The 14,919-nt window shown below is 60.7% G+C and carries 11 protein-coding genes; 4 read left to right on the forward strand and 7 right to left on the reverse strand.

Translation table 11 applies throughout. The annotated features are described in order from the left end of the window. Window positions 1–94 precede the first annotated feature (94 nt). On the reverse strand, window positions 95–2,365 hold the full coding sequence (gene ptsP, locus AAC850_RS03605; protein WP_340587257.1) for a phosphoenolpyruvate--protein phosphotransferase: 2,271 nt from the start codon (window positions 2,363–2,365) through the stop codon (window positions 95–97). 80 nt (window positions 2,366–2,445) lie between these two features. Next, window positions 2,446–2,601 (reverse strand): YdcH family protein, encoded by a 156-nt coding sequence (locus tag AAC850_RS03610; protein WP_340587258.1) that lies wholly within the window; start codon window positions 2,599–2,601, stop codon window positions 2,446–2,448. 287 nt (window positions 2,602–2,888) lie between these two features. On the opposite strand from AAC850_RS03610, the gene AAC850_RS03615 reads away from it, so the two are divergent. Continuing rightward, a complete protein-coding gene (locus AAC850_RS03615) occupies window positions 2,889–3,086 on the forward strand; it encodes a YdcH family protein (RefSeq protein WP_340587259.1) in 198 nt (65 codons plus the stop codon). 106 nt (window positions 3,087–3,192) lie between these two features. Continuing rightward, window positions 3,193–3,666 carry a DUF1465 family protein gene (locus AAC850_RS03620; RefSeq protein WP_340587260.1) on the forward strand — a complete coding sequence of 158 codons (474 nt, stop codon included), beginning with the start codon at window positions 3,193–3,195 and terminating at the stop codon, window positions 3,664–3,666. Window positions 3,667–3,676: 10 nt separating this feature from the next. On the opposite strand, the gene glpK is transcribed toward AAC850_RS03620, so the two are convergent. Then, window positions 3,677–5,152 (reverse strand): glycerol kinase GlpK, encoded by a 1,476-nt coding sequence (glpK, locus tag AAC850_RS03625; RefSeq protein WP_340587261.1) that lies wholly within the window; start codon window positions 5,150–5,152, stop codon window positions 3,677–3,679. Between the two features lie 25 nt (window positions 5,153–5,177). Between glpK and AAC850_RS03630 the strand changes: the two genes are divergently transcribed. Together AAC850_RS03630 and AAC850_RS03635 are read left to right on the forward strand one after the other, a co-directional pair. Continuing rightward, a complete protein-coding gene (locus AAC850_RS03630) occupies window positions 5,178–6,068 on the forward strand; it encodes an MBL fold metallo-hydrolase (protein WP_422723173.1) in 891 nt (296 codons plus the stop codon). Beyond that, window positions 6,053–6,748, forward strand: coding sequence for a DUF4230 domain-containing protein (locus AAC850_RS03635; RefSeq protein WP_340587263.1), 696 nt, complete (start codon window positions 6,053–6,055; stop codon window positions 6,746–6,748). Before AAC850_RS03630 ends, AAC850_RS03635 begins: the two co-directional genes overlap by 16 nt. 6 nt (window positions 6,749–6,754) lie before the next feature. Here AAC850_RS03635 and AAC850_RS03640 read toward each other — a convergent pair whose 3' ends face one another. From AAC850_RS03640 to AAC850_RS03655, 4 genes are all read right to left on the reverse strand, one after another. Then, complete coding sequence (locus AAC850_RS03640; protein ID WP_340587264.1) at window positions 6,755–7,972, reverse strand: MFS transporter; 1,218 nt, start codon at window positions 7,970–7,972, stop codon at window positions 6,755–6,757. Window positions 7,973–8,004: 32 nt separating this feature from the next. Then, entirely contained in the window at window positions 8,005–9,957 is a 1,953-nt protein-coding gene (locus AAC850_RS03645) for a tetratricopeptide repeat-containing sulfotransferase family protein (RefSeq protein ID WP_340587265.1), read from the reverse strand. 82 nt (window positions 9,958–10,039) lie between these two features. Next, on the reverse strand, window positions 10,040–12,724 hold the full coding sequence (locus AAC850_RS03650) for a TonB-dependent receptor (RefSeq protein WP_340587266.1): 2,685 nt from the start codon (window positions 12,722–12,724) through the stop codon (window positions 10,040–10,042). Window positions 12,725–13,094: 370 nt separating this feature from the next. Further along, window positions 13,095–14,801 carry a BCCT family transporter gene (locus tag AAC850_RS03655; protein ID WP_340587267.1) on the reverse strand — a complete coding sequence of 569 codons (1,707 nt, stop codon included), beginning with the start codon at window positions 14,799–14,801 and terminating at the stop codon, window positions 13,095–13,097. Window positions 14,802–14,919: the final 118 nt, after the last annotated feature.

Genomic DNA, 14,919 nt, shown 5'->3' on the forward strand with positions numbered 1-14,919 from the left:
CCTGGGGGATGCTGGCTCGTTTTGCGAACCTTGCATCAATCAGAGAAACTGCCCCCGGCTTCTCAAGTCAAGTGATTGTACGATGCTATCGTGGCTATTCCACCTCTATACCGCGTTCCAGTGCCCACGCCTGGAGCGCTTCGCGCATGTTTTCAGGTGGTGAGGCGAGCCAGCCGATCATCGCTTCGCTGATTTCCTTCGTATCCACCTTGCGGACCAGTTCCTTGATCTGCCCGACCGCTGCCGGCGTGATCGAAAGGCGGCGAATGCCGAGGCCTATCAATGCGAGCGCTTCCAACCGCCGGCCACCCATCTCGCCGCATACGCCAAGATCGACCGGCATTCCCACGCAGTTCTTCACCACCCGGTCGAGGAACCGCAGGATTGCCGGACTAAGCCAGTCGTAGCGTTCGGCAAGCATCGGGTTCGCACGGTCGGCAGCGAACAGGAACTGGGTCAGGTCATTGGTGCCGATCGAAATGAAGGACAGGCGCGGCAGCAACTGGTCGAGCGTTTCGGCCAGCGAGGGCACTTCGAGCATCACGCCATAGCGGATGGCGCTGGGCAGTTGGTGCTTGCGCTTGCGCAGGAAATCGAGCTGCTCCTCGAACACCTTTTTCGCGGCATCGAATTCCCATGGTTCGGACACCATCGGGAACATCACGTTCAACTCGCGCCCGGCGCAGCCTTCCAGCAACGCGCGAGCCTGCGATTTCATCAAGCCCTTGCGTTCCAGCGCCAGCCGCAGTGCGCGCCAGCCCATCGCCGGATTCTCGTCTTCCTTGCCGACTTCGTTGGCAAGGTAGGGAAGCGCCTTGTCGCCGCCGATATCGACTGTGCGGAAGATGACCTTCTTGCCTTTCGCGGCGTCCAGTACGTCACGATAAAGGCGCGCCTGTCGCTCGCGCGAAGGCAGGGCCGCCGACACGAGGAACTGGAATTCGGTTCGGTATAGCCCGATCCCGTCAGCACCCGTCATCGACAACATGCCGACATCGTCGCGCAGGCCGGCGTTCATCATCACCTCGATCCGCTCACCATCGCGCGTGAACGGTTCGATATCGCGCAATTTGGCGTAGGCGGCCTTTTTCTCTTTGGCGCGGGCAAACCGTGCCTCGAAGGCGGAAAGAACGCCCTGACCGGGGCGCAGGGTGACGCAACCGCTGTCGCCGTCGACCAGCACTTCATCGCCTTCGCGCACCATCCCGCGCACATTTCGGATACGGCCGACGACCGGCACGCCCATCGCCCGCGCCACGATCACGACGTGCGCAGTGAGCGAACCTTCCTCGAGCACGACACCCTTCAAGCGACGTTTGTCATATTCGAGCAGTTCTGCAGGACCGAGGTTCTTGGCCACAAGGATCGTGTCGTGAGCCAGGCCCTTCTGCGCTGCCGTGCCGAGTTGACCGGACACGATGCGGATCAGGCGGTTTGCCAAATCCTCCAGATCGTGCATCCGGTCCTGCAACAGGGGATCGGAAATTTCTCGCATCCGCATCCTGGTGCGTTGCTGGACGCGCTCGATAGCCGCTTCCGCGGTCAAACCGCTATCGATCGCTTCATTGATGCGCCGCGACCAGCCTTCGTCATACGCGAACATCTTGTAGGTCGCGAGCACCTGTTCGTGCTCTCCACCCGTGCCGAATTCAGCCTGGCCGGTCATCGCATCGATCTGTTCGCGCATCCGGTCAAATGCGAGATAGACGCGCTCGCGCTCTGCTTCGGTGTCTTCCGCCACCGTCTGTTCGATTTGCACGCGAGGCTGGTGAAAGACCGCCTGGCCAATGGCCAGACCCTTGACGAGCTTGAGCCCTTCGATCCGTTCTTGTCCGGTGCGTGCTTCGGCAGGTCCACCGATGTCCTCATCATCGACCAAGCCTGCATTGTTGATCAATTCGGCCAGCACCATGGCGACCGTCTGCAAGGCCTCGATTTCCACCTCTTCGTATTTGCGAGGTTCGACATGCTGGACTGTCAGGACACCGATTGCCCTTTCGCGCCGGACAATCGGGACACCTGCAAAGGAGTGGAATTTTTCCTCGCCCGTTTCCGGGCGGTACTGGAACTCCGGATGGGTCGCCGCCTCATCCAGGTTGAGCGTTTCGATGTTCTGCGCGATCGTACCAGTGAGGCCTTCGCCTACGCCCAGCCGGGTGACATGCACCGATGCCTGGTTGAGGCCGCGCGTGGCGTACAGTTCAAGCATGCCGTCACGCAGCAGGTAAATCGTGCAGACTTCGCTATCCAGCGCCTCGCCGATGACTTCGACGACCTGGTTCAATTTGGCCTGCGCATGGGTGCGCGAAGCCATTACCTCGTGCAAGGTTGTGAGGATAGAGCGTGCGGCGGAAGCTGCTTTCATAACTCCCGCCTATAGCACGCAAATACTTTTGCAAATTGCCCACTCACTTCCGGCGGCAGGCAATTGCGCAAAATGTCACTTCAATTGAGTGCAAGTTCCTCTTTCAAACGCAGTTTTTGTTTCTTGATGGCCTGGATTTTCGCATCGTCTGGAGCTGGTCGGCTCATTTCCTGCCTGAGCTGGCTTTCAAGGCCCTGGTGTTTTGCTTGAAGGGCGCTGACATGCGAAGATTCCATATGCTCGTCTCCTTACCAATTGACGGGCGGGTAAGCCCGCCCTCGGGGGTCAATCGCGGGTGGTGCTCCACCCTTGGGGGTGAGCGACCACGTGGTCATGGAAATGCCGCGAGGCCGCTGCAAGCGGCGACTCGCCAGTGCGACGAGCGCCGCGTGATTGTCATACAATCATAATAGTTTTAAATTGCCAAATCACATCTCGACAAAATGCCCTATGCAGCAGCTATGCTGCATGTAGATTGCGGCCGAGGTGACGGCGCAAGTGTCGCCAGCAAAGGATTTTTCACGTGACCGAAGCGGAAATGAAAAAACGCCTGGCCGCGTTGCAATCCGAACACCGCGATCTCGATATTGCGATATCCGCTCTGCTTGACACCGGTGGTCCGGACCAGTTGCAAGTTGCAAGGCTCAAAAAACGCAAGCTGAAGCTGCGTGACCAGATCAGCGTTCTCGAAGACTACCTCACCCCCGATATCATCGCCTGAAACGGGCAACATCAGTAATGTGCCTCTACGGGACGGGTGATTTGTTCGGTCCCATTTTCCCGTGTGCTCGCTGGATCAGCGGCCTGCTCCGCGCTATTCTTGCTGTATGTCCACCAACGAGACCATCAGCCCCGCAATCGTCGATGCGCTGTATGAAGAGGCGTTGCAGCTTGCCGAAGAAACCCGCACGGTTTTCGAACGGGCGAACTCTGCCTTTCCATATGACGATAGTGACAGCGACAGCACTTTGCGCATGGCGCTGTCGTGCGAGGCGATGCGCGCCACCACGCGGCTGATGCATGCGCTGGCATGGCTGCTTAACCACCGTGCCTATTTCGCTGGCGAGATGAGCGAACTGCAATTGCGGCGACACGGGCGCCTGCCCCCGCCGCAGCCGGACTCGAACCCCGAACAGCTCCTGCTGATAGATCCGGTAACGCGCAATCTCATCAGCCGCACTATCGCGCTGTTCGAGCGGGTCGCACGGCTCGACAGGGCATGGAATGACATTGTGGAGGATGAGCGGCAAGCCATCCGCCAACTGCGCGATCGCCTGGGGCAGGCCTTCCCCGCAATCTGATCCGTCCGAACTAGACTTTCGAAAGCGCCGCTTCCCAGCGCGCGAGCCGTTTCTGCCGCACCTGATCCTCGATCGCCGGGTCGAAAACCTTGGTCTCGCCGATCATCGCACCAGCCGCTTCTTCCAGCGAGGCATGCCAGCCGCACCCGACCGCCGCCAGCATGGCCGCGCCGAGCGCCGTCGTTTCCACGAAATCCGGACGGATGACCGGCAGGTCGAGCAGGTCGGCGATATCCTGCGCCATCCAGTCATTCGCTGCCATGCCGCCATCGATCTTGAGCGTTTTCCATTGTGCCCCGTCGGCAGCAAAGGCCGTGGCAAGATCGCGCGTCTGGTGAGCCATGGCTTCGAGCGCAGCGCGGGCGATATGCGCCCTGCCGGTATCGAACCCGAGACCTGAAATGATACCGCGCGCCTCGGGTCGCCAGTGCGGTGCACCCAGGCCGGACAGGGCCGGCACGACGACTACGCCGCCATTGTCCGGAATGGAGCGTGCAAGCTCTTCGGTTTCCGCGACATCGCCAATGAGGCCCAGCGTGTCGCGCAGATATTTGATCAGGCTGCCTGCAACAAAGACCGCGCCTTCGATGGCATAGTGCCGCTCACCATCCAGCTGGTACAGCACCGTCCCCAGCATCCGGTGCTGCGAGTGCGGAACCAGTGTGCCGGTGTTGCCGAGCACGAAAGCGCCGGTGCCGTAGGTTGCCTTTGTCTCCCCGGGCGACAAACAGCCCTGCCCTATCGTCGCGGCCTGCTGGTCACCTGCCATTCCGCAAATCGGAACTGGAACGCCGAACAGGTCGGGATGAGTCATGCCCAATTCGCCTGCACAAGCCACCACCTTCGCCAAGGCCGATTGCGGCACCCCAATCAGGTCGCACAGTTCCTCGTCCCAGCTCGCTCCATCGAGCGCTAGCAGCAATGTGCGGCTGGCGTTGCTGGCGTCGGTAATATGCGCCTTTCCGCCGGTCAGCTTCCACGTGAGCCAGCTTTCGACAGTGCCGAAAGCGAGACGCCCATCGCTTGCTGCTGCAGCTACCGCGTCGTCATTGTCGAGCAGCCAGCGCATCTTGGTGCCGGAGAAATAGGGATCGAGGAGCAGGCCGGTCCTCGCCCGGACCATCTCCTCGTGCCCGGCCTCTTTCAACGTATTGCAGAAATCCGCGGTGCGCCGGTCCTGCCAGACGATGGCACGCGCCAATGATTCGCCGCTGGACTTGTCCCACGCCACAACGGTTTCGCGCTGGTTGGTGATACCGATGGCAGCGATGCGATCCGGGCCGCCGACCTGCTCCACCATGTCGTGCGCGCAGGCGAGTGTCTTGTTCCATATCTCGCCCGCATCATGCTCGACCCATCCTGACTGCGGGTAATGCTGCGTCAATTCCGCCTGGGCGACCCCGCGCAATGTGCCATCCTGCGCAAACAGCATCGCACGCGTGCTGGTCGTTCCCTCGTCGAGGACGAGAATGGACTGGTCGATCATTGGCATTCCTCTTCTGGCAAGCCATATGACTTGCATGGCAGTCCCTCCGCAACCCCACGATCCGAGCACTTGGCCGACCGGCACGCTCGAACAAGTCGAGCCGCTTGTGGCGCGCGTGCTCGCACCCAATGCCTCGCCTTTCACCTACACCGGCACGCAGACCTACCTGGTGGGGACCGAGGTCCTTGCGGTAATCGACCCCGGCCCCGACGATGCCGAACACCTTGTCGCTCTGCAAAGCGCGATCAACGGGCGCGAGGTTGCGGCAATCATGTGCACCCACACCCATCGCGATCACTCTCCCGCAGCCGCCCCGCTGGCCGAGGCAACGGGCGCGCCCATCGTCGGTTGCGCGCCGCTGGTGATCGAGAGCGATGCACCGCGCGTCGACGCGCCTTTCGACAAGAACTATGCGCCCAATCGCGTACTGGAAGATGGCGAAGCGATGACCGGCATCGGCTGGACGCTGCGCGCCGTGGCGACACCGGGCCACACGTCGAATCATCTGTGCTTCGCGTTGGAGGAAAGCGGCGCGTTGTTTACCGGCGATCACGTGATGGGTTGGTCCACCAGCGTGATCGTCCCGCCCGATGGCGACATGGGCGACTACCTCGCCAGCCTTGCGCGGCTGTACGAGCGCGAAGACCGTATCTACTATCCCGCCCACGGTCCGGCGGTCGAAAAGCCGCGCCAACTGGTGCGCGGGATGATGGGCCATCGCCGCGCGCGCGAACGGCAGATCATGAAATTGCTGGCGGACGAGGCGCGATCCATCGCGGCAATGGTTCCGCAAATGTACAAGGGCGTGGATGAGCGTTTGTGGCCTGCAGCCGCGCAAAGCGTCCATGCGCACCTGATCGAAATGCAACGCAGGGGAGAAGTCGCACAGACGGGTGAAATATGGTTGATCAATTGAAAACCGGCGAAACCTCGCGAACCGATGTACTGACCGAGCCGCGCGCTCACGGTGATCTCGCGGCACGCAGCGCCAGCATCACCCCTTGGGTTGTGATCGCACTTATGGCAGCCGCTCTTGCATGGCTCGCGTGGGAGAAGTGGGGGCCGCAGGAGCAGGGAGACATCGTTGCTAGCGCCATGCTGACGTTTGAACGACAGAACTCGCTGACGGTTTTCTCGAGCCGTTTCGACGTCGTAGCTGAAAGCGTAAGCACTCCCAGCGTCGGGCCTCTCGAATTCGACGCGCTTGAATCGCGCCAGGCGATGATCGTACCGGCAACGGTCGAATATCGCCTCGACCTGTCGGACATGGACCGCGACGAATTCAGGTGGGACGAGGCGAGCCAGACGCTGGAAGTGGAATTACCCGCGCTCACCGTCTCCACGCCGAATCTGGATGAAGCGCAGGCGCGCTATTTCACCGATGGCCTTTATGTCAGCCGCGATGCCTCGGTCTCGCTCAGCCGCAATAATTCCCAAATTGCCGAGCGGCGCGCACGCGACTTTGCGGAGAACCCCGAAGTAATGGCGCTCGCCCGCACCGCAGCGCGCGAAGCGGTGCGGCAAAACCTCGCGGTCCCGCTCCAGGTGGCAGGCTACGGCGATGTACGGGTGAACGTGCGCTTCGAAGACGAGTGACGCTTGCTAGCTGTCATCGTCTTCCAGAACCGATGCCATGGGCGTGGTGCGCGGCAGGCTCTGGAAAATTTGTTGCTCCCCAACCGGTACCGGTGCGCGGATGAACATGCGCCATATGCCGTAAATCGCGGCCGCCAGCGAAACAGCTCCAATGACCGCGAACAGCCCCGATGGTCCGAACAGCGACATCGCGCTTGATCCCAGCATCGGGCCGGCAACCGCGCCCGCCGAATACACCAGCACAAGACCGCTGCTGGCGCCGACGCGTTCGCTTTCGTCGAGGTGGTCGTTCGAATGCGCCACACAAAGCGGATAGAGCGCAAAGGCAAATCCACCGAATAATGCGCCGGGGAGGAATATCATGGCTGAGCCTTGCGCCATGGCGAGCACTGCGCACATTGCAGCGGCGGCAATCATGCAGCCGATGATCACACGGCGACGGTCGAACTTGTCCGACAGGATGCCCAGCGGATATTGCAACGCGACACCGCCCGCAATCACGCTGGAGGTAAACAACGCGACTTGGGACAGCGGCATCCCGATGCGCTGGACGAAAACTGCTCCCAACCCGTAAAACGCTCCGAGCATCACGCCGGTCGCCACCGTTCCGACAAAGCCGAGCGGCGATGCCTGGTACAGCCGTCTGAGAGAGAACGGTGCGATCGCGTCTATCACCGGCTGCTTGATCTGGGTCAGCACCACCGGCAACACCGCCAGGGACAGAAGGATGGCCGACAGCATGAAGGGCAGCGCGGGAGCGTTGTCACCCAGATTGAGCAAGAACTGTCCGCCCGCTTGCCCCGCATAAAGCGCGATCATGTATGCCGCGAGGATGGTGCTGCGGTTGTCAGGCTTCGCCACCCGGTTGAGCCAGCTTTCGAGGCACACAAACACGCCGCTCATGACGAAGCCATCGATGAAACGAAGGACGATCCAGAACGCGGGCAGGTCGATCACGGCATAGGTCAGGCTGCTGGCCGAATAGATCGACACAAAGGCTGCGAATGCGCGAATGTGACCGATACGCGCGATCAGCGGCGACACTCTCAGCGCGCCCAGCGCCAGCCCGCCGAAATAGGAGGTCGCGGCAAGGCCGATCACTAGCGAGCTATTGCCACCCTGCTCAAGCCGGATCGCGATGAGCGTCGACAGGAAACCGCTCCCGGCCATCAGCACGAAGATCGCCAGCAACAAGGTGCGTACGGAAAGAAGCGAGCCGAGCATTTTCGGCGCATAAGCCCGGATGCGGTCGGAAGCTAGACCAAGTCGCCCAAAGCCTTGCGCAAATCAGCAAGCCACGGCTCATAAGGCTGCCAAGCGCCCTGCCCGCTGCGGTTGATGGGCTTGCGCACCTGTTCGCTGCTGGCTGTGCGCACAGCGCGATCAGTCTGGTGGAAGTTTACACAAGCGTCCTCAAAAGGCAGTCCGCAATAGTCGAGCAGGCGGCGGATCTGTCCTTCCGGATCGTCGAGCACGTCTTCATGATCAACGCGCAAGACCTTGCCCGGCAGCACCGTGTCCCAATGGTCCATCAGTTCGACGTAATCGGAGTAGTAGCGCCCGACCTCGGTCAGCCCGTAAGTGAACTCCTGCCCTTCGGCGAACAACTGCTTGAAGCCCGAAAAACAGCAGTCCATCGGCGCGCGGCGGGCATCGATAATCTTGGCATTGGGCAGGATCAGGTGGATTAGCCCGATGTGGCGGAAATTGTTCGGCATCTTGTCGATGAAGAATGGCGCGTCCTGACGGTGGATGCTGGTGGTGGCGATATATTGCTCGCCAAATTTGGTGAGCTGTTCGGCGGTCAGGTCATGCAGCACTTGCGGATAGAGCGACTGTCCCGCCCTGCGGCCTCGCAAGCGATGCGCCAGCGCGAGGATGTCGGGCAGTTCCATCGTGCCGTCGACCTGGCTGTGGCTGGCGAGGATCTGTTCGAGCAACGTGGAGCCCGCTCGTGGCAGCCCAAGAATGAAGATCGGGTCGGTCGCATCGTGACCAGCACCAGCGTGCTTCGCGAACAGCTCCGGCGTGCAAATCTCGCGCTGCTTTGCCAGTTCCTCGCTCATGCGGTCAGCATCATAGCGGGTCTGCGCGCGTTTCAGCGCATTACCCGCTTCGTAATAGCCGAAGCTCGCCTCGAATTCCCTGCGATCCTCATGCGCCTTGCCGAGCGCGAAGGACAGGTGGACGCGGTCCATGAAAGCAAGATCGGGCCGCGCCGCCTGCTTCGTCATCGCGGCGATTTCCGCGTCGGTGAACCTGTAGGTCTTGAGGTTCGCCAGCGCGTACCACGCATCGCCATGATCGGGCTTGGCGGCAAAGGCGGCGCGGTAGCTTTCGACCGCTTCTTCGCTGCGTCCCGTGGTCTTCAGCGCATGGCCGCGGCTGGTCAGCGTTGCCGGGTCGGCGGGCAGCTTTTGCAGCACCTTGTCGAACAGCGCGAAGGCGCGGTCGTAGTCGCCGGTCTGCATACTCTCGATCGCGAGATGCGACTGGAACAACGGGCTGTCGGGATCAGTCTCGTAAAGCGCTTCTGCCTCTTCGCGGGCCTTGGCGAATTTCTGCCGCCGCCGCAGCGCATCGATATAATCTAGCCGCACCTGGATGTTTGATGGCTCGAATACCCGCGCGCTTTCCAGCAGGAATTCCGCATCATCCAGGATGCCCAGCTTGATTCCGATCTGCGCGAGCAGCCGCATTCCTTCGACCGACCTGGGATTGGTGCGCAAATAGTGCCGGCAGATTTCCTCTGCGCGCAGCAGGCGACCCTCGTAGAGATGGTTGGTCACCGCGATGAGTTCGCGCGGAAGGGCCGCTATACGGTCAGCTTGCGCCTTGGCAGCCATACCCTCCGCACCCGTTTGCAATTCCGCCAGCGCACGCCAACTCGCCTCCAGCGCAGGATTGAACCTTGTGGCACGGCTGAATGCGGCGATTGCATCTCCGATCAGCCCCTGCGCCTTGGCAAGGTGCCCGGCCTCCTGCCATGCGCGGCCATATTCGGGCATGGCGGCGTGGAGCTGCGCCAGTGCCGTTTCCGCCGCCTCATGCTGGCCCAGATAACGGTGCGCAACTGCCGCCATGTACAGCGCTTCGGCGTAGTCCGGGGCATCGGTCAGTACCGTTTCGGCCCGCTTCAGGCCGCCAGCGAAATCGCCCGCCTGCAAGGCTTTCTGCGCTGCCGCCAATTGATCGTCATGATCTGCCATCAGGTGCCTCTAACAAGAGAAAAGGGCGGAAGCGAACATGTCGTCTGCTCCCGCCGCCATGTCTCTCGTCATTGAATGCCGATCAGTAGTCGAACGACACCCGCATACCCACTGTCAGCGGACGGTTCACGGCGATACGCGGACGGTCGTTCACGTAATTGCCCGAGATCTGCGCGCGTTCGTCGAACAGGTTCTCGCCGAAGACTTCAAAGCGCCATTGATCGGCCACCACACCTGCGGACAGGTCGACCACCGAATAGCTGTCGAGTTCGAGCTTGTTGATCTCGATGATGTCGGTGAACTTCGAATCCGAATAGGTGAACTGCGGCATGATGAATGCCTCGAGCGTGCTCGACAGGTCCCATTCGTAGCGCACGCGGATATTGCCCTGGAAGTCCGGTGCAAAGGCGAGCGGTTCGCCCACGATCACGTCGCTGGTCGGGGTGAGCACTTCGGTGATCTCGGTATCGAGGATCGAGAAGGCGCCCGCCACGGTCAAGCCCGGTGTGGCGTATGGTGCGATGGTGAAATCAGCTTCCAGGCCGTAGATTTCTGCATCGGCCGCATTGTCCGAGAAGAACAGGTTGGTGATGCTGGGATCGAAGATCGTCGTCTGCAACCTGCTGATGTCGACATAGAAGGCACTGCCGTTGAAGCGCAGCTGGCCCTCGACAAGGTCAAGCTTCCAGCCCAGTTCGTAGTTCTTCACCTCATCGGTTTCGAGCTCGAACGGAACGGTAAAGCCCGCGCCGTTGGTTGCGCCGCCGGGACGGTTCAGCAGGCCCGGACGGAAGCCTTCCGAATAGGTCGCGTAGAACAGCGTGTCGGGCGTGGGCGTCAGAGTGACCGTGCCTTTGAAAATTGTGCCCGAAGCTGCCGCCACATCGGGCGCGCGCACGGCGTTGAACACTTGCTGGGCCTGCGTTGCTGAAAGCCCGGCGTCCTGGATGTCTTGCAGAGAATCGTTCAGGTCGAACGTCTGCCGCAGAGCCGGAGAACACGATCCGATGAAGGTGTATACACCGTCGCCATCGTACAGGTCGTTGATGTCGGTGCCGAAAGCGTTCTGGTCTTCGGCGCTGAAGCTGTTGCAGAACGATCCGTTTGCACTGCCTTCGAAATCCACCTCGATGTCGTAATAGCGCACACCGCCGGTGATGGTCAGTAGGTCGGGTACAATGTCGAAGCTGACTTCACCGAAGAAACCAAGCTGCTGGTCCGTCCGGCGGATGTCGTTGCGGAAGATCGTATCAGCCGGGAACGGACCCGGATCGGTGGTGAAACCGGCCTGCGGGAAGTTCGGCTTGAACGGGCCGAAGGGCGCTGCCGCGACATTGCCCGGATAGGCAAAGTCGTTGCGCTCCTGCAGTTCCAGATCGGAATAGAAACCGCCTGCCTGTGCACGCACGCGCCAGTCGGACGGCGTGGCAAAGCGCAGTTCCTGGGTGAAGACGGTCGTGTCAGAGGCCGAGGTCACGTAGAGGTTCGGTGCCTGACAGGTGCCGCTTGGGCCGCCAGCGCCGGGATAGGTCACGCCGCCATCGCAGATGTAATAGGGCAGGTATTGGCCAACGAAGAGATAATCGGTGTAATCGACCCGCTGGTCGGTCTCGCGATCGGTGTAGGCACCGGTGTAGACGACATCGAGCATCGCCAGACGGCCCTCGACCGTCCAGCTGGTGTTCGAGAAATTGTCCTCCAGCCGATCTTCCTCGAAACGCTGGATTTCCAGCTCGTCGAGACCACCGGGCAATTCAGGATCAGCAAAGAAGACGCCGTCGGATTCGACGCTCTGGCGCGAATGAGCGAGCGTTACGGTCCAGTCGGGTGTGATTTCCCACAGCGCAGTAGCGCGGAAGCCGGCGTATTGCGTGTCGTTGAAATCGTCCTGCACCAGTCCGGCATTGTCAGCGGCAAGGAAATTGACGTTCGGATTGTTGACCGGATTTTCGTTAAAGGCCGTCGCAGGATCATCAGTCGACTGGAAACCGGCGCGCAGCGAGCTCACCGGTACGCCGTTGGAACGCACCGTGCCTTCGGGGCGGAAACGCGCGCTCTCGGTCAGGTCGCGTGTTCCTGCGACATTGTCGATATAGCCGCCCTGGTGGTCGAGATAGACAACGCCGCGCACCGCCAGCGTGTCCGTCACCGGCACGTTGAGCATCATTTCAGCCTTGTAGCTCGGGTCCCCGTCCTGGGTGAAGGAAACCCCGGCAGACGCACCGACATCGAACCCGGCAAGGCTCGGCTTGTTGGTGATGAGACGCACGACGCCGGCCTGCGAACTGGCGCCGAACAGCGTGCCCTGCGGACCCGAGAGCACTTCGATGCGCGAGAGGTCGGCTGCGTAGACGTCAAGGTTGCGGCCCGGCTGCGCGAGCGGCTGTTCGTCGAGGTAGAGCGCAACGTTCGGCGCAAGGCCTGCAACACCTGCGGTTGTAAGGTTGGGTGTGGTCGAGGCCAGGCCGCGGATATAGATGGTCGACTGGCCGGGACCGCTGCCGCCAGCGGTCACACTGGGAAGCTGGTCGAGATAATCCTCGAACGTATCGATAGCGAGCTCTTCCAGCCCTTCTTCGCCGAGCGCCTGCACGCTGATCGGCACATCCTGCAGATCTTCTTCGCGCTTCTGCGCGGTCACGACGATCGTACCGACACCGCCTGTACGTTCTTGTGCGGCGGGTTCGCCGCTATCCTGTGCGAATGCAGGTGTAGCCAGTGCGATGGCGAGCGCGCCAACTGACGCGCCGCTGGTGAATTTCAACATGTAGAGGGCCCCTCGAGGTCACAGTTAAGCGATCACGCCGCGAATTAGCGAATGCGATGCGATCTTGATCTGGATATGACGGAAAGAACTTCCGCCCGTGGCGCTATGAATAACGCGACACCTGTCCGGAGACCACAGCCTATGGGGTTGAATCACCGACTGCTTCGGGCGTTGTTGCACAATAACCACATCGACACTTACAGGTATGTAAATATCAAATGCTGTCAGATTTGTACTTCAGTTTTCAAGTCCGGAAACTTCGATATTGTCTCAATTGAGATTTTTACATTACAGATTGCAAGTGTATCGCGAATGTCATTTTCCACGGTCTTCCCAAAGGCACTTTTTTATTGGATAAGTATTCAAATCGCTACTTACCCGCAGGCCAATCCTCGCACGCCAAAGCAGTAGTCGGCACGCCATGACGCTTGCGGACCAGATCATATGCAATCGCTTTCACGATCGAAATTGCCATCAAGGCAACCACGGCGGAGAAAGGCAGCGCACCGATTATCATGGTGATTCGGATCGCATCGATCCCCCCGATGATCAGCATTGACCCCACCACGAAAGCCAGTGCCGCTCCCCAGAACAGTATGTGCATTCGCCGCTGTCCTTCATTCTCGCCCGCTCCATTGATGGTATTGACGATAAGAATGGCGCTGTCGGCGCTGGTGATGAGGTATGTCATCAGAAGCAGCACGACGAGGCCCGACACTATCGCCGCGACAGCGGGATCGAGCAGGACAGCCAGCGTTGCAAACAACTGGTCCGAGATCGACGCGCCAACAATGCTTCCTTGTGCAGCCCCGCTCAGTTCAAGATCAATCGCAGTGCCGCCCACCAAAGCCATCCAGACGAAGCACATCAGCGAAGGCACAAGCAGCACGCCCAGCACATATTCGCGCACCGTGCGGCCACGCGAAATGCGTGCGATGAACATGCCCACGAACGGCGCAAAGGCGATCCACCACGCCCAGTAGAATACCGACCAGTCAAGCTGCCACTGGACCAGCGCATCCCCGGACTCGCTGCCATCCGATCCGAACAGCGTGAAGGCAGTTTGCGGCAAGGTGCGCAGGTAATCATAGATGCCGGTGGCAAGCAGTTCGACGCCCAGCAGGCCCGAACCGACGACCGCGAACAGCGCCAGCAGTGCAAAGGACAGGCCCATGTTGAGGTTGGACAGCCACTTGATCCCGCGACCCACACCCGACAGGGCGCTAAGCGTGGAGGCTCCTACCAGCAGCACCAGCGAAACAATAATTGCGACGGGAGTGGAACTTCCTTCTGCATCGAGCAGCCACTCGCCAAGGCCCAGCCGGTACAGTCCGGCCACGAATTGCTCTACACCAAGGCCCATTGTTACCGCGACACCAAGGATCGTGGCGACAACCGCGACGACATCGACCACGTGACCGGCCTTGCCTGACATCACCGTGCCGAACAAAGGCGCGAGCGCGGAGCGGATCGTTAGCGGCAGGTTGCGTCGATATGCGACATAGCCGATCGCAAGTCCGACGAGGCCGTAGGTGCCCCAGGCAGCAAGGCCCCAGTGGAGGAAGGTGTAAATATAGGCTGGCCTTACCGCCTCTTGCGTCAGCGGTTCTATCGATCCGCGAATGATGTCCGGATTGTTCGCAAAATGCGACATCGGCTCGCCGACCGAATAGGTCAGCATCCCGATCCCGATCCCGGCGCCGAACAGCATGGAAAACCAGCTGAAACGGCCAAATTCCGGCTTCTCGCCCGGATTGCCAATGCGCAGGGATCCGGTTTGCGGAACGATTGCCAGCACCAGCGCCACCAGCATTACGGCCGCCACGAGGTAGATATACCAGCCGGCAAAGGTGGAAATGATGGTGGAATTGGCCGCCGACAGCGTCTCGCTTGCGCTGACCGGAAAGAAGATCGCCCACATGATGATGAGCGAGACGATAATTTTCGAAGGGATCGTGACCTGTCGACTGAAGCCGTCGTAAAAGCCACCGCGGTCGCAAGTGTCGATAGGCAAATCTATCAGCGGCGGATCAATCCGATGATCGCCCGTGTCTTGTTCCGGTACCTGGCCTGTCACCTATTGCTCTCCTGCGACCCCCGCCTGGAACGGGCTTAAGCATCGGCGCAGCCCGTCTGCGCGCGCTTTCCAACCAACCGATGCGGGGAATGGCCTTGAGCATACCCGCTTGGCCCAC

It is taken from the genome of Erythrobacter alti (genome assembly GCF_037996805.1).
GTDB lineage: Bacteria > Pseudomonadota > Alphaproteobacteria > Sphingomonadales > Sphingomonadaceae > Alteraurantiacibacter > Alteraurantiacibacter alti.